The organism is Pseudomonas sp. NY15372 (assembly GCF_048068215.1).
Taxonomy (GTDB): Bacteria; Pseudomonadota; Gammaproteobacteria; order Pseudomonadales; family Pseudomonadaceae; genus Aquipseudomonas; species Aquipseudomonas guariconensis_A.
Genome location: NZ_JBLUPY010000034.1, coordinates 30,853 through 46,059 on the forward strand (window position 1 = coordinate 30,853; position 15,207 = coordinate 46,059).

Genomic DNA, 15,207 nt, shown 5'->3' on the forward strand with positions numbered 1-15,207 from the left:
TTTCAACGTCTTAGGCAATCGACACGGCTCACCATGCGCACCAGTCAATATTTGCTCGCCACCCAGAAAGAAACCCCTGCCGACGCAGTGGTCATCAGCCATCAGCTCATGCTGCGCGCCGGCATGATCCGCAAGCTGGCCTCCGGCCTGTACACCTGGCTGCCGATGGGCCTGCGGGTGATGCGCAAGGTCGAAGCGGTGGTCCGCGAGGAAATGAACGCCGCCGGCGCACTGGAAGTGCTGATGCCAAGCATCCAGCCTGCCGAGCTGTGGCAGGAATCCGGCCGCTGGGAACAGTACGGCCCAGAGCTGCTGCGCCTGAAAGACCGCCACGACCGCGAGTTCTGCGTTGGCCCGACCCACGAGGAGGTCATCACCGACCTCGCGCGCAACGAGCTGTCCAGCTATAAACAGCTGCCGCTGAACATGTACCAGATCCAGACCAAGTTCCGTGACGAGATCCGTCCGCGCTTCGGCCTGATGCGCGGCCGCGAATTCATCATGAAGGACGCCTACTCCTTCCATGCCGACCAGGCTTCCCTGCAGGAAACCTACGACCGCATGCACCAGGCATACACCAATATCTTCACCCGCCTGGGCCTGGACTTCCGTCCGGTGCAGGCCGACACCGGCTCCATCGGTGGCAGCTACTCCCATGAATTCCACGTCCTGGCCGAGTCCGGCGAAGACGATGTGATCTTCAGCGACAGCTCCGACTACGCCGCCAACATCGAGAAGGCCGAAGCCATCCCGCGTGAAACCGTGCGCCCGGCCCCCACCGAGGAGCTGCGCCTGGTCGATACGCCCGATGCCAAGACCATCGCGCAACTGGTCGAAAACTACGGCCTGCCGATCGAGAAGACCGTCAAGACCCTCATCGTACGTGGCGCCGAGGAAGGCAAGCTGGTCGCCCTGGTGGTCCGTGGCGACCATGAGCTGAACGAGATCAAGGCAGCCAAGCTGGAACAGGTCGCCGACCCGCTGGTCATGGCCACCGACGCCGACCTGCGCGCCGCCATCGGTGCCGGTGCCGGCTCCCTCGGCCCGATGAACCTGCCGCTGGAATGCATCATCGACCGATCCGTGGCCCTGATGAGCGACTTCGGCATCGGCGCCAACATCGACGACAAGCACTACTTCGGCGTCAACTGGGAACGCGACCTGCCGGTCCCACAGGTGGCCGACCTGCGCAACGTGGTCGAAGGCGACCCGAGCCCAGACGGCCAGGGAACCCTGGTGATCAAGCGCGGCATCGAGGTTGGCCACATCTTCCAGCTCGGCACCAAGTACAGCGAGGCGCTCAAATGCCAGGTGCTGGGCGAGAACGGCAAGCCGGTGACTCTGGCCATGGGTTGCTATGGCATCGGCGTGTCCCGCGTGGTCGCCGCTGCCATCGAGCAGAGCTATGACGACAAGGGCATCATCTGGAACGACGCCCTGGCACCATTCCAGATCGCCCTGGTACCGCTGCGCTACGAAACCGACGCCGTTCGCGAAGCCACCGACAAGCTGTACGCCGAACTGACCGCCGCCGGCTACGAAGTGCTGCTGGACGACCGCGACAAGAAGACCAGCCCCGGCATCAAGTTCGCCGACATGGAGCTGATCGGCATTCCGCACCGCATCGTGGTCAGCGACCGCGGCCTGGCCGAAGGCAACCTGGAATACAAGCACCGCACCGAGCAGGAGGCCCAGACCTTGCCGCTCAACGAGGTGCTGACCTTCCTGCAAGCCCGCATTCGCCGCTGATACGAGTAGCCATGTCCAAGCGAAGTACCTTTGCCCTGGGGGGCGCCGCACTGTGCGGCGCCCTGCTCGTCAGCGGCTGCGCCAACCAGATGTCCCAGCGCAGCGAGCATGAGGAGCGCGCCGAGCGCAAGCTGCTCGAACATACCCTGCAGATCGACGTGGGCGAGCCCAAGGTCATGGAGCTTCCCCAGCGGCGCGTGCGGGTTCATGAACAGAAGCGCTTCGAAGTCACAGAGTTCGAAGTCACTCGCCGGTACGACCGCTACACGCCATACCAACCCTGGCGGGAGATCTACGAGATCCCCCTGGGCGCGGTGGCGGTGGTCGCCGGCATCGGCGCCAACGTGGTCAATGTGTTCGCCCTGGGCAACCTGCCACAAAGCGTTACCCATGACTGGCTCGGCTACGGCCTGGCCGGGCTCAACCCGTTCATGAACGTGCCGTCCAACGGCCGCGCCCAGCAGAACCTGGCAGGTATCAGCGAGGTGCAGAAGGACAAGCGCGAGGAATACACCAGCCTGCCCTGGAGCGAGCGCTTGGTCGAGGTCAAGGCCGGCAAGCTGACCCATGAGCTCACCACCGACCACAACGGTGTGTTGCGCCTGAACCTGCTGGACAGCCCGTTCTCCGAGCAGAACCTCAACCACGTCGGCACCCTGCACCTGCACGTGGCCGACGAGGACAATGGGGCGCGGGCCGACGCCAGCTTGCTGGTCAGCAGCGCCCTGCGCGGTAAGCTACAGGAAGCCCATGAACTGATCTTCGATGACCTCGAGGATGATGAGGTGGGGCAATGGGTCCACCGGGTCAAGCGCTTGTCTGAACTGGGGCTGGAAGAGGAAGCCAGCGAACTGGAGCAGAGCCTGATCGAGCTGACCCGCAACGATCCTGAGCTGCAGCAGGAGTTCCTGCATGCGTTGACCAAGGATGCCGGGCGACTGGTGGCTGATCCGGGCGTGCAGTAACCCCGGTTGGAATCGGGGTGCCGCACGACCTGTAGGAGCGGCCTTGTGCCGCGAAAGGGCTGCGCAGCAGCCCCACTGCAGCCGACACCACCATTACGCCATCTTTACCTCGGAAAAAGCTCCAACTGCTCGTGAGCTCCACGCAAATCCCGCAAACGCACCCCTACGCCCAAGAGCCGCACCGGCTTTCCACCCCTGGCAAACGCCTGGCTCAACAACTGCCGATAGCTTTCCAAGTCCCGCCCGGCGCCGGCCTGCTCCAGCGTGGTCTGGCTGAAATCATGGAACTTGACCTTGACGAACGGTTTGTCGGGCTGATAGCTGCTGTCCATCCTCGCGATTCGCTCGTTCAGGCTGCCCAGCAGTTCAGGCAGTTTGGCCAGGCAGCTCGCCAAATCCGGCAGATCGGTGTCGTAGGTGTTTTCCACGCTGACCGACTGGCGCCGGCTGTCGTTATGCACACTGCGTTCATCGATACCGCGCGCCAAGCCCCACAACCGTTCGCCAAAACTGCCGAACTCACGCACCAGCGCCAGCCGTGACCAGTCACGCAGCTCCAGGCAGGTATCGATACCCAGCCGCGCCAGTTTATCTGCGGTGACCTTGCCCACTCCATGCAGCCTGGCGACCGGCAACGCGGCCACGAAGGCCTCGACTTCAGGTGGGGTGATGACGAACAGGCCATTGGGCTTGCGCCAGTCGCTGGCAATCTTGGCCAGGAACTTGTTCGGCGCCACGCCGGCCGACACGGTGATGTGCAAGGTCTTGGCGACCCGCCTGCGAATATCCTCGGCAATGCGCGTGGCACTGCCGGCGTACCACTGGCTGTCACTGACATCCAGGTAGGCCTCGTCCAGCGACAGCGGCTCGATCAGGTCGGTGTAGTCGCGAAAGATCGCATGGATCTCCCGGGAGGCTTCGCGGTAGGCCTCGAAACGCGGCTTGACGATCAACAGGTCCGGACACAGTTTCAAGGCGTGCCGCGACGACATGGCCGAGCGCACCCCATAGGCACGCGCCTCATAATTGCAGGTGGCGATGACGCCACGCTGCTCCGGCGCCCCACCCACCGCCATGGGGCGACCGGCCAGCCGCGGGTCGTCGCGCATCTCGATCGCGGCATAGAAACAATCGCAGTCGATATGGATGATCTTGCGCAAGGACATGGATGACCGTCAGCACTGTAAATTCATACAGATACTACTCCATGGGGCCAAACGGAGACAGCAGGCTTCCAGCAAAACCGACAAATTCCTTGCAAGCCCCGCCATGACTGAGCTGCAGCCACGCCATCAACGCTAAGGGATTGAACAAAAAAGGATTTTTCAAAATAAGCCTTGACATGGGGCAGGATTTCCGTAGAATTCGATCTCACAGGCGCGGGATGGAGCAGCCTGGTAGCTCGTCGGGCTCATAACCCGAAGGTCGTCGGTTCAAATCCGGCTCCCGCAACCATATTCGTCAGAACAAACCCCGCCTGTGCAAACAGGCGGGGTTTGTTGTTTTCACCCCTCTTGAAAATTCCCCTCCCCTGAGCTCGCAGGTTTGCGGCTGCTATGCAGCCGATCGCGGCACAAGGCCGCTCCTACAGGGGCTGTGCACCGCCGGATCTGTACGAGCGGGCTCGCCCCGCGATCGGCTGCGCGGCAGTCGTAAAACCAGCTACATCGAGACAGCAGGCAAAACGGATGTTGCCGATCTGCGGCTGCGTTGCAGCCAAAGGCGGCCAAGCCACACCTTCGGATGAACTATCTTTAACCCTGCCAAAGCGCTGAAAGCGCGCCGGCCAGGAGTAAAATCTGGATACGTTTTCCGAAGGGACTTTCACTTGGCCGCACCTCTCCTCGACCTCGCACTACCTGCCCGGGGTCATCCATGAATGTTCACGACGCCGAAACTCCGGCGCCTCTTGCCACTGCGCTGCCCAATGCCGCCCGCCGCCTGCCCTGGCTGGAATGGCTGAGCCGGTACCGCCAGCCACTTGGCCTGGCTTTGACCTTGTTGCTGTTCAGCCTGGCCCTGGTCGCCTGTCGCCACCTACTGAGCGAGCTGGACATCCATGCCCTGCACGACGCCATGCTCAGCGTGCCGGGCCCTTCCCTGGCAGGGGCATTGCTGGCCACCGCGCTGGGGTTCATGGCCTTGCTAGGCTATGAATGGTCAGCCAGCCGCTACGCTGCGGTGCAACTGCCCGCGCGTACCCTCGCGCTCGGAGGGTTCAGCGCCTTCGCCATTGGCAATGCCGTCGGCCTGTCGATCCTCTCGGGCGGTTCGGTGCGCTATCGCCTATATGCTCGCCATGGCCTGGGCGCTGCGGAAATCGCCCGTATGACGGTGTTCGCCAGCCTGTCGCTGGGTTGCGCCCTGCCGCCCCTGGCGGCACTGGCGACACTCGCTGACCTGCCGGCCGCCGCCGCCGCGCTACGCCTGCCGGCCTCCGTGCTGGCCGGTATCGCTTTGGCAGTGCTGGCGATGGCCACTGTACTGGTGGTCGGCCTCTATCGCAGGCGCCTGCCCGAACAGCCCTTGGCCGATAACGTGCTGGTAAGGTTCGGGCGACGTACCTTGCGCCTGCCCGACCTGCGCCTCGCGGCCCTGCAACTGCTGGTCACAGCCCTGGATGTCATCGCAGCAGCCACCGTGCTTTACCTGCTGCTGCCGGAAGCGCCGCCGTTCGGCGCCTTTGTCCTGGTCTACCTGCTGGCCCTGGCAGCAGGCGTGCTCAGCCATGTGCCGGGTGGCGTCGGGGTGTTCGAGGCCGTGCTGCTTGCAGCGTTCGCCGAGCAACTGGGCGCCGCACCGCTGGCCGCCGCCCTGCTGCTGTACCGCCTCATCTATGTGGTACTGCCCTTGCTGGTGGCCTGCGTCCTGTTGCTGGCCAGCGAAGCGCGGCGCCTGCTGTTCGCCCGCCAGGCGATCAATGCGGCGGCTGGGCTTGCCGCGCCGGTGCTGGCGATCCTGGTGTTCCTCTCAGGCGTCGTGCTGCTGTTTTCCGGTGCCACGCCCGAGATCGACACGCGCCTGGAGCACATGGGCTTCCTTATCCCTCATCGCCTGATCGACGCCTCGCATTTCGGGGCCAGCCTGGTCGGCGTGCTATGTCTGCTCTTGGCCCAGGGCCTGAGACGCCGGTTGTCGGCGGCCTGGCTGCTGACCACTGTGCTGTTGCTGGTGGGCGCCGTGTTGTCGTTGCTCAAGGGCTTCGACTGGGAGGAAGCTTGCGTACTGAGCGTCACCGCAGCGCTGCTGGCCTTGTTCCGCCGCTCCTTCTACCGGCCCAGCCGCCTGCTGGAACTGCCGTTCTCACCGGTCTACCTGGTGGCCAGTGTCTGCGTGCTCGGTGCCTCGCTGTGGTTGCTGCTGTTCGCCTATCAGGACGTGCCCTATAGCCATGAGCTGTGGTGGCAGTTCACCCTGGACGCCGACGCCCCGCGAGGCCTGCGCGCGGCCATGGGCAGCGCCGTGCTGTTGCTGATCGTCGCCCTCACCTGGCTGCTGCGCACCGCGCGCCCGGTCATCCACCTGCCCAGCGAAGACGAGCTGCAACGCGCCAAGCGCATCCTGCAAGGCTCCGACCAGCCCGATGGCGGCCTCGCCCTGACCGGCGACAAGGCCTTGCTGTTCCACCCCAACGACAAGGCCTTTCTCATGTACGCCCGCCGGGGCCGCAGCCTGGTCGCCCTGTACGACCCGATCGGCCCCGCCGAGGCGCGTGCCGAGATGATCTGGCAGTTCCGCGACCTGTGCGACCTGCACCATGCCCGGCCGGTGTTCTACCAGGTGCGTGCGCAGAACCTGCCGTATTACATGGACATCGGCCTGACCGCGCTCAAGCTCGGCGAGGAAGCCCGGGTCGACCTGCAGCGCTTCGACCTGCAAGCCCAGGGCAAGGAGATGAAAGACCTGCGCTACACCTGGAACCGAGGCGGGCGCGATGGCCTGGCCCTGGAGATCCATGAACCCGGCCAGGCACCGCTGGCGGCGCTCAAGGAAATTTCCGACGCCTGGCTCGGCGGCAAGAATGTACGCGAGAAAGGCTTTTCTCTCGGCCGCTTCAGCCAGGACTACCTGCAGCATTTTCGAATCGCCCTGATCCGTTTCCAGGGGCGCCCGGTGGCCTTCGCCAACCTCCTGGAAACCCATGGCAACGAGCTGGCCAGCCTGGACCTGATGCGCGCCCACCCCGAGGCGCCCAAGCTGACCATGGAGTTTTTGATGATCGGCCTGATCCAGCACTACAAAAGCCAGGGCTATGCCCACTTCAGCCTGGGCATGGTGCCGCTTTCCGGCCTGCAGCCGCGGCGCGGTGCGCCCCTGACCCAGCGCCTGGGCTCGATGGTGTTCCAGCGCGGCGAGCAGCTCTACAACTTCCAGGGGTTGCGGCGCTTCAAGGATAAGTTCCAACCGGACTGGGAACCCCGCTACATGGCCGTGCCGGCCGGGCTCGACCCGCTGGTGGCACTGGCCGATACCGCCGCCCTGATCGCAGGCGGCCTGACTGGTTTGGTGAAACGTTGATGACCCGACGCTATTGGCTGTATGCATGCAGCGCACTTTTCCTGGCTTTGCTGGTGGGGGCCGCGACGTTCTGGCTATGGACCCGCCCCGCTCCGCAGGCCCACCTGGAACACCTGGCCCTGGCCGACGGCAGCGCCCTGCTGCGTGCCACACCCGGCGTGCACGCCCGCGCCCATGTCGCCATCGCCGTCCCGGCGGGGCAGGCGTTGAGCGACAAGCAACTGCTGGACTTGAGCCAGGCGGGCGAGGCGCAACTGGTGCAGGTCATCCTGCCGCCAAGCGATTGCTCCCGGCAGCAACAGGTACTGGACGAGGCCATGAAGGCCTTGTCCGCACCACCGAGCCTGGTCGCCGGTATCGGCCCGGGTGCCGCCCAGGCCTGGCGTTGGCTCGCCGGCCAAGACGATGACAAGGCCCGCGCCATCTCCGTGGATTTCACCCTGGAACAGCCCGGCTGCCAGCCCTTGCCCAAGGCCGCCGCCCATGGTCACTGGAGCGTGGCCTGGAACGATAACCCCGACGATGCCAGCGCAGCGTTCGTGCGCGACCAGGCCAACGCCGACACCAGCATCAGCGACTATGACATCCACCTGCCGCAGGTGCTCAAGGCGCAACTGACCCAGGCCCTGGTGGGCAAGGATGGCAATGCCCTGAGCATCCCGGTGGTCGAGGTCCCGGCCGGCCAGACCACCGACACGGTCACCCTGTTCCTCTCAGGCGACGGCGGCTGGCGTGACCTGGACCGCGACGTGGCCGGGGAAATGGCCAAGCTCGGCTATCCGGTGGTCGGTATCGACACCCTGCGCTACTACTGGCAGCACAAGAGCCCGGAACAGAGCGCCGCGGACCTTTCAGAGCTGATGCAGCACTATCGCCAGAAATGGGGAACCAAACGCTTCGTGCTCACGGGCTATTCCTTCGGCGCCGATGTACTGCCGGCGATCTACAACCGCTTGCCGGATGAGGACAAACAACGGGTCGATGCGGTGATCCTGCTGGCGTTCGCCCGCAGTGGCAGTTTCGAGATCGAGGTCGAGGGCTGGCTGGGCAAGGAAGGCCAAGAAGCGCCAACCGGGCCGGAGATGGCCAGGCTGCCGGCTTCGAAGGTGATTTGCGTGTATGGCGTCGAGGAGACCGACGAGAGTGGTTGCACGGACAAGACGGCGGTCGGGGAGCATCTGAAGTTGCCGGGCGGCCACCACTTCGATGAGAACTACCCGGCCCTGGCCAAGCGCCTGATCGGTGAGATCGAGACCCGCCAGGGCAAGGCCAACGTAGCTGAGCAGAACTGAAGACCTTGCGGGGGCTGCTTCGCAGCCCTTTCGCGGCGCGAGGCCGCTCCTACAGGACCACGTCGGTCGCCATCGCGAATCTGTAGGAGCGGCCTTGTGCCGCGAAAGGGCCGCGCAGCGGCCCCGGTCATTCAAATCTCGACCTGAGTCCCCAGCTCGATCACCCGGTTCAACGGCAGGTTGAAGAACCGCAGGTTGCCATTGGCATTCTTGAGCAGGAAGGCGAACAGGTTGCCACGCCACCGCGCCATGCCCTCGAGCCGTGAAGCGATCACCGTCTCGCGGCTGAGGAAATAGGTGGTGCGCATCGGGCTGAAATCCAACGCATCCAGATGACACAAGCGCAGTGCCGCGGGTACGTCCGGCTCATCCATGAAGCCGAAGTGCAGCAGCACCCGGAAAAATCCGTCGCCATAGGCCTCCACCTCGAAGCGCTCATGCTCCGGCACCCGCGGGCGGTCTTCGCTGACCACCGTCAGCAGCACCACCTGGCTGTGCAGCACCTGGTTGTGCAACATATTGTGCAGTAACGCATGGGGCACGGCGTCCGAGCGCGCGGTCAGAAATACCGCGGTACCCTCCACCCGGTGCGGCGGCTGCATGCGGATGCTGCTGATGAACAGCGGCAGCGGCAAGGCCGCATCATCGATACGCTCCACGAGAATCTGCTTGCCACGCTTCCAGGTGCTCATCAGCACGAACAAGACGATCGCCGCCAGCACCGGAAAAGCACCGCCCTGCAGTACCTTGGGCAGGTTGGCAGCGAAAAACAGCCCGTCAACCAGCAAGAAGCCCAGCAGCACCGGCACCGCCAGCACGGGCGGCCACTTCCACAACAGCAGCATCACCACCGACACCAGCAACGTGGTCATCAGCATGGTACCGGTCACCGCCACACCATAGGCCGCCGCCAAGGCGCTGGAAGATTCGAAGCCGATCACCAACAGCACCACACCGACCATCAAGGCCCAGTTCACCGCACCGATGTAGATCTGCCCCTGTTCGTCACTGGAGGTGTGTTGGATCTGCATGCGCGGCACATAGCCCAACTGGATGGCCTGGCGGGTCAAGGAGAAGGCGCCGGAAATCACCGCCTGGGATGCGATCACCGTGGCCAGCGTGGCCAGGCCCACCAAGGGAAGCAAGGCCCAGCTCGGCGCCAGCAGGTAGAACGGGTTGCGTGCCGCAGCCGGGTCCTGCAGCAGCATGGCGCCCTGGCCGAAGTAATTGAGCACCAGCGCCGGCAGCACCAGAGCGAACCATGCCCGGGCGATAGGCTTGCGGCCGAAGTGGCCCATGTCCGCATACAGCGCCTCGGCCCCGGTCAGCGCCAATACCACTGCCCCCAGGATCGCCACGCCCATGCCCGGGTGGACGATGAAGAAACGCACCGCCCAGCCCGGGTTGAGCGCCTTGAGCACCTCGGGACTTTGCAAGATGCCATGCACGCCCAGCGCCGCCAGCACCAGGAACCAGGCGACCATCACCGGCCCGAACAGGATGCCGATCTTCGCCGTGCCGTGCTTTTGCACCAGGAACAAGGCCACCAGGATCACCACGGCGATAGGCACCACCCAGTGGTCGATGCCATCGAAGGCCAGCCCCATGCCCTCCACCGCGGACAACACCGACACCGCCGGGGTGATCATGCTGTCACCGTAGAACAGCGAGGCACCGATCAACCCGCAGCCGACCATGACCATGCGCAGCTTCGGATAAGGGGCCACGGCGCGTCTGGCCAGGGCGGTCAGCGCCATGGTGCCTCCCTCGCCCTGGTTGTCGGCACGCAGGATGAAAATCACGTACTTGACCGACACCACCCACACCAACGACCAAAAGATCAGCGCCAGGATCCCCAGCACACCATCATGGTTGACCGTGACGCCATACCCGCCGGTGAACACTTCCTTGAGGGTATACAAAGGGCTGGTGCCGATGTCGCCATACACCACCCCTACCGCCGCCACCAGCAGGCTCAGCGGCCGGGCCGCTCCCTGCCCACCTTCGGCGTGACTGCTTGCCTGAACCATCGACCACTCCCGCAGACGGCCTCGCAGGCCGATAGAAACCACGCCCGCGCATGGCATCGCGCATACCCGGGTACGATGGCGCGAAGCATAGCCCAGCGTTCGTCGCTTTTCTGCTGGTCAAGCGCCCCTCTGCTCGCTAGAATTGCGCACTTTTTGATCAGAGGCGCCAAAAACGCCCGTCAGGATCGCCCCCTTCAATTCCGGCCGGGCGAGCCGTATTCAATACCGAGGTTAGTCATGTCCACCACTCCCGCCACGCCGAAGGTCGGCTTTGTTTCCCTGGGCTGCCCGAAAGCTCTGGTCGATTCCGAGCGCATCCTGACCCAGCTGCGCATGGAAGGCTACGAAGTCGTGCCCACCTACGAGGATGCCGACGTGGTGGTGGTCAACACCTGCGGCTTCATCGACAGTGCCAAGGCCGAGTCGCTGGAAGTGATCGGCGAGGCGATCAAGGAAAACGGCAAGGTCATCGTTACCGGTTGCATGGGCGTCGAGGAAGGCAACATCCGCGACGTGCATCCGAGCGTGCTGTCGGTCAGCGGCCCGCAGCAGTACGAGCAGGTGGTCAATGCCGTGCATGAGGTGGTGCCTCCACGCCAGGATCACAACCCGCTGATCGACCTGGTACCGCCCCAGGGCGTCAAGCTGACCCCTCGTCACTACGCCTACCTGAAGATTTCCGAAGGCTGCAACCACAGCTGCAGCTTCTGCATCATCCCATCCATGCGCGGCAAGCTGGTCAGCCGCCCGGTGGGCGAGGTGCTGAGCGAGGCCGAGCGCCTGGTCAAGGCCGGGGTCAAGGAGATCCTGGTGATTTCCCAGGACACCAGCGCCTATGGCGTGGACGTCAAGTACAAGACCGACTTCTGGAATGGCCGCCCGGTCAAGACCCGCATGCTCGAGCTGTGCGAGGCCCTGAGCAGCCTGGGCGCCTGGGTGCGCCTGCACTACGTCTACCCCTACCCGAACGTGGACGACGTGATCCCGCTGATGGCCGCCGGCAAGATCCTGCCGTACCTGGACATCCCTTTCCAGCACGCCAGCCCCAAGGTCCTCAAGGCCATGAAGCGCCCGGCCTTCGAAGACCGTACCCTGGCTCGCATCAAGCGCTGGCGCGAGCAGTGCCCGGAGCTGGTGATCCGTTCGACCTTCATCGTCGGCTTCCCAGGCGAGACCGAGGAAGACTTCCAGTACCTGCTCGACTGGCTGACCGAAGCCCAGCTCGACCGCGTCGGCTGCTTCCAGTATTCACCTGTCGAAGGCGCCCCGGCCAACGACCTGGGCCTGGAAGAGGTACCGGACGACGTCAAGCAAGCGCGTTGGGACCGCTTCATGGCGCACCAACAGGCGATCAGCGCCGCACGCCTGCAGCTGCGTATCGGCAAGGAAATCGACGTACTGATCGACGAAGTCGAGGAGCAAGGCTCGGTCGGCCGCAGCTTCTTCGACGCGCCGGAAATCGACGGTAGCGTGTTCATCGATGGCGACCACGGCTTCAAGCCGGGCGACAAGGTTCGCTGCCGCATCGTCGATGCCGACGAGTACGACATGTGGGCCGAGCCTATCTGAGGATCCAGGGCCGCTACGCGCCCATCACGGGGCAAGGAAAGGTTTGCATGATCCTGTAGGAGCGGCCTTGTACCGCGATGGGCTGCGCAGCAGCCCCAGGCCGGCGAAGCCGATTTCAGGTGCGGGTCACAGGCTAATGCCTGTCAGTTAAGGACGCGGGGCGCTGCACGCCCATCGCCGGCAAACCTAACGCATCAACCTTGAGGACAGCACTGTCCCTGTGGGCCGGCTTGCCGGCGATGGGCTGCGCAGCAGCCCCAAGTGCAGCCAGTAACGCTTAACTGACTGCATCAGGGCCACTGGCAGGGTATTTTTTTACATCTATGTTTTCCTCTATGCCCCAGGAGGAAAGCCCAATGTCATCGGCCCTGACGCTACAGACCCCGCACGTGAGCGACTACCCGGAACTGGTCCGGATCTGGGAGGCGTCGGTACGCGCCACCCATGACTTCCTACCGGACGCCTACATCGTGCTGCTGCGCGAATACGTGCTGCGCCAGTACCTCGACGCCGTCATGCTGGTCTGCTGCAAAGACGCCGCCAAGCGCATCCTAGGCTTCGCCGGCGTGGCCAACGGGCGGCTGGACATGTTGTTCGTGGCGCCCGAGTTCATCGGCCTGGGCGTTGGCAAACGCCTGCTGCGCTATGCGGTCGACGAGCTGAACGCCGAGCGCCTGGACGTCAATGAACAGAACCCCAAGGCCCTGGGCTTCTACCTGCACGAAGGCTTCGAAATCTGTGGCCGCTCGGAAACCGATGGCCTGGGGCAGCCCTACCCGCTGCTGCACATGAGGCTGGTTCGTACGAAATCCTGAGATTTGAGCGAAGGATGCCGTACTCCTCCCCTGAAATGGCGTGAATGGCATAGATTCCCAGCCCCAATGCCGCCTGGGCAGGTACAATGTCGGCTTCCCCTACCCTTATGCGAATCGCCTTCATGTCTGAACCCGTGCGCCTGTCCAAACGCCTCATCGAGCAACTCGGCTGCTCCCGCCGGGAGGCCGAGCTGTATATCGAGGGCGGCTGGGTCACGGTGGATGGCGTGGTGGTCGAACAGCCCCAGTACAAGGTCGCAGCCGAGCAGGTCGCCCTGCTGCCCGGTGCCCGTGCCGAGCAGTTGCCGCCGGTCACCCTGCTGCTCAACCAACTGGCCGGCCAGGACGCCGAGGCGGGCCGGGTCAGCATGACCATGGCCACCCTCAGCGAAGCTCACCCGCCTGCGGTGCGCCCGTTGCACGGGCATTTCGCCCGCCTGTCCTGCATCGCCCCCCTGGAACCCGGCGCCAGCGGGCTGCAGCTCTATACCCAAGAATGGCGGGTGACGCGCAAGGTCGAGGCCGACCTGCATCGCCTGGAGCAGGAATACATCGTCCAGGTCGAAGGCCACGCGCCAGCCGAAGCCTTGCAACGCCTGGCCCGAGGTATCACCCGCAGCGGTCAGGAGCTGCCCAGGGCCAAGGCCAGCTGGCAGAGCGAAAGCCACCTGCGCCTGGTCTTGAAAAAGCCGCTTCCCGGGCAAATCAATGCCCTGTGCGCGAGCCTCGGCCTGAAGGTGCTGGGCATGCGCCGCATCCGCCTAGGCGGCGTGTCCATGGGCAAGCTGCCCACCGGCCAATGGCGTTACCTGGCTGTCAACGAACGCTTCTAGCATTACCGCCACGCCATGGTCTGCGTGGCGCTTGAACAGGATCTGTCACATGAACCACAACGATGTCCTGCGTAGCCTGCGCTACATGCTCAAGGTGAACGACGCCAAGATGGCGGAGATCATCGGGCTGTCCGGCCTCGAGGTACACCCGCTGGTATTGGCCACCTACCTGAAGAAAGAGGACGAAGCCGGCTTCGTGCGCTGCCCCGAACGGGTCATGGCACATTTTCTCGATGGCCTGGTGATCTACCGCCGCGGCCGTGACGACAGCCGTGCACCGCAACCGATCGAAGTGCCGGTGAGCAACAACACCATTCTCAAGAAACTGCGCGTAGCCTTCGAGCTCAAGGAAGAAGACCTGCACGTGATTCTCAAGTCGGTGAATTTCCCGGTGTCCAAGCCGGAACTGAGCGCCCTGTTCCGCAAGGTCGGGCATGACAATTACCGCCCTTGCGGCGACCAGCTGCTGCGCAACTTCCTCAAGGGCCTGACCCTGCGCGTGCGTGGCTAAGTGATCATGCAGCATACGGTTTCACCGGTCGGCATCGTCCGCTCCTGCTTCAAGGAGAAGTTCGCCATCCCGCGCCAGCCACGGCTGGCACCGGCGGCCCGTGGCATCCTGGAGCTGCTGCCGCCCTTCGACCAGGGCGATGCGGTGGCCGGCCTCGAGCAGGTCAGCCATGTGTGGCTGCTGTTCCTGTTCCACCAGGCCCTGGAAGACAAGCCCCGGCTGAAGGTCCGTCCACCGCGCCTGGGCGGCAACAAGAGCATGGGCGTGTTCGCCACCCGCGCCACCCACAGGCCCAACGGCATCGGCCAGTCGGTGGTACGCCTGGAAGGCGTAGAGCCGGGGCGCCTGCTGCTGTCGGGCATCGACCTGCTCGACGGTACGCCGGTGCTGGATATCAAGCCCTATGTGCCATATGCCGACAGCATCGAGGACGCCACCAACCAGATGGCCAGCGACGCGCCCGAGGCCATCGCCGTGGCCTGGAGTGAAGATGCCCTGCCCCAGGCCCATGCGCATGCCCTGCGTTTGCGGGAACCGCTGGTGGAGCTGATCGAGCAGTGCTTGGCACAGGACCCACGGCCGGCCTACCAAGTGCCGCCGGCCGAGCGGGTGTATGGGGTGAAGTTCTGGGATGTACAGGTGCGCTGGCACTACCCGCAGCCTGATGAGATCCGCGTGTTGGAGGTAGTACAAGACCTTTGACTGGTGGCGCTGCCGATGGCTTGTCCTGCGATTGGGCCGGCAATATACCCCATAAAACAAAAACGCAGGCCTGGCCTTAATGCCTGTCAGTTAAGGACGCGGAGCGCTACACGCCCATCGCCGGGGCGGCCGGGGCCCCAACCAACTGGGCCACACCAAAACCGGGTGGGGCCGCGGGGCGGGGCGGGGGGGGGGTGGCGCCCCCCCCGGCGAGCGGCGGGCG

At 64.4% G+C, this 15,207-nt stretch carries 11 protein-coding genes and 1 tRNA gene; 10 read left to right on the forward strand and 2 right to left on the reverse strand.

The window, feature by feature from the left end:
* Positions 1–33: 33 nt before the first annotated feature.
* Both ACNFG0_RS18745 and ACNFG0_RS18750 read left to right on the forward strand, forming a co-directional pair.
* Complete coding sequence (locus ACNFG0_RS18745; RefSeq protein WP_196144888.1) at positions 34–1,749, forward strand: proline--tRNA ligase; 1,716 nt, start codon at positions 34–36, stop codon at positions 1,747–1,749.
* Between the two features lie 11 nt (positions 1,750–1,760).
* A complete protein-coding gene (locus ACNFG0_RS18750) occupies positions 1,761–2,714 on the forward strand; it encodes a hypothetical protein (RefSeq protein ID WP_196144887.1) in 954 nt (317 codons plus the stop codon).
* A 104-nt stretch (positions 2,715–2,818) separates the two neighbouring features.
* On the opposite strand, the gene dinB is transcribed toward ACNFG0_RS18750, so the two are convergent.
* Positions 2,819–3,874, reverse strand: coding sequence for a DNA polymerase IV (dinB, locus tag ACNFG0_RS18755; protein WP_196144929.1), 1,056 nt, complete (start codon positions 3,872–3,874; stop codon positions 2,819–2,821).
* Between the two features lie 218 nt (positions 3,875–4,092).
* Here dinB and ACNFG0_RS18760 point away from each other — a divergent pair.
* The 3 genes from ACNFG0_RS18760 (at position 4,093) to ACNFG0_RS18770 (ending at position 8,524) form a co-directional block, all read left to right on the forward strand.
* Positions 4,093–4,169, forward strand: a tRNA-Met gene (locus ACNFG0_RS18760).
* 420 nt (positions 4,170–4,589) lie between these two features.
* Positions 4,590–7,232: a bifunctional lysylphosphatidylglycerol flippase/synthetase MprF gene (gene mprF / locus ACNFG0_RS18765; protein WP_416765973.1), complete on the forward strand. Its 2,643-nt coding sequence runs from the start codon at positions 4,590–4,592 to the stop codon at positions 7,230–7,232.
* Entirely contained in the window at positions 7,232–8,524 is a 1,293-nt protein-coding gene (locus tag ACNFG0_RS18770) for a virulence factor family protein (protein ID WP_196144885.1), read from the forward strand. The genes mprF and ACNFG0_RS18770 overlap by 1 nt, the downstream gene beginning before the upstream one ends.
* A gap of 131 nt (positions 8,525–8,655) precedes the next feature.
* Here ACNFG0_RS18770 and ACNFG0_RS18775 read toward each other — a convergent pair whose 3' ends face one another.
* Positions 8,656–10,554: a potassium transporter Kup gene (locus ACNFG0_RS18775; protein ID WP_196155669.1), complete on the reverse strand. Its 1,899-nt coding sequence runs from the start codon at positions 10,552–10,554 to the stop codon at positions 8,656–8,658.
* Positions 10,555–10,791: 237 nt separating this feature from the next.
* Here ACNFG0_RS18775 and rimO point away from each other — a divergent pair, with 237 nt between their 5' ends.
* The 5 genes from rimO to tsaA all read left to right on the forward strand — a co-directional run bounded on the left by rimO (position 10,792) and on the right by tsaA (position 14,984).
* Positions 10,792–12,123 carry a 30S ribosomal protein S12 methylthiotransferase RimO gene (gene rimO / locus ACNFG0_RS18780; protein WP_416765975.1) on the forward strand — a complete coding sequence of 444 codons (1,332 nt, stop codon included), beginning with the start codon at positions 10,792–10,794 and terminating at the stop codon, positions 12,121–12,123.
* 356 nt (positions 12,124–12,479) lie between these two features.
* On the forward strand, positions 12,480–12,938 hold the full coding sequence (locus tag ACNFG0_RS18785) for a GNAT family N-acetyltransferase (protein WP_196144882.1): 459 nt from the start codon (positions 12,480–12,482) through the stop codon (positions 12,936–12,938).
* Positions 12,939–13,060: 122 nt separating this feature from the next.
* Positions 13,061–13,771: an rRNA pseudouridine synthase gene (locus ACNFG0_RS18790; protein WP_416765977.1), complete on the forward strand. Its 711-nt coding sequence runs from the start codon at positions 13,061–13,063 to the stop codon at positions 13,769–13,771.
* Between the two features lie 49 nt (positions 13,772–13,820).
* A complete protein-coding gene (locus ACNFG0_RS18795; RefSeq protein WP_196144880.1) occupies positions 13,821–14,282 on the forward strand; it encodes a DUF1456 family protein in 462 nt (153 codons plus the stop codon).
* Positions 14,283–14,288: 6 nt separating this feature from the next.
* A complete protein-coding gene (gene tsaA / locus ACNFG0_RS18800) occupies positions 14,289–14,984 on the forward strand; it encodes a tRNA (N6-threonylcarbamoyladenosine(37)-N6)-methyltransferase TrmO (RefSeq protein WP_196156024.1) in 696 nt (231 codons plus the stop codon).
* Positions 14,985–15,207 lie beyond the last annotated feature (223 nt).

Bases quoted from the DNA above. Each gene is read 5' to 3' on its own strand.
- ACNFG0_RS18795 (WP_196144880.1), top strand. From the start codon at position 13,821: ATGAACCACAACGATGTCCTGCGTAGCCTGCGCTACATGCTCAAGGTG.
- mprF (WP_416765973.1), top strand. From the start codon at position 4,590: ATGAATGTTCACGACGCCGAAACTCCGGCGCCTCTTGCCACTGCGCTG.
- tsaA (WP_196156024.1), top strand. From the start codon at position 14,289: ATGCAGCATACGGTTTCACCGGTCGGCATCGTCCGCTCCTGCTTCAAG.
- ACNFG0_RS18785 (WP_196144882.1), top strand. From the start codon at position 12,480: ATGTCATCGGCCCTGACGCTACAGACCCCGCACGTGAGCGACTACCCG.
- ACNFG0_RS18750 (WP_196144887.1), top strand. From the start codon at position 1,761: ATGTCCAAGCGAAGTACCTTTGCCCTGGGGGGCGCCGCACTGTGCGGC.
- ACNFG0_RS18770 (WP_196144885.1), top strand. From the start codon at position 7,232: ATGACCCGACGCTATTGGCTGTATGCATGCAGCGCACTTTTCCTGGCT.
- ACNFG0_RS18745 (WP_196144888.1), top strand. From the start codon at position 34: ATGCGCACCAGTCAATATTTGCTCGCCACCCAGAAAGAAACCCCTGCC.
- ACNFG0_RS18775 (WP_196155669.1), bottom strand. From the start codon at position 10,554: ATGGTTCAGGCAAGCAGTCACGCCGAAGGTGGGCAGGGAGCGGCCCGG.
- rimO (WP_416765975.1), top strand. From the start codon at position 10,792: ATGTCCACCACTCCCGCCACGCCGAAGGTCGGCTTTGTTTCCCTGGGC.
- ACNFG0_RS18790 (WP_416765977.1), top strand. From the start codon at position 13,061: ATGTCTGAACCCGTGCGCCTGTCCAAACGCCTCATCGAGCAACTCGGC.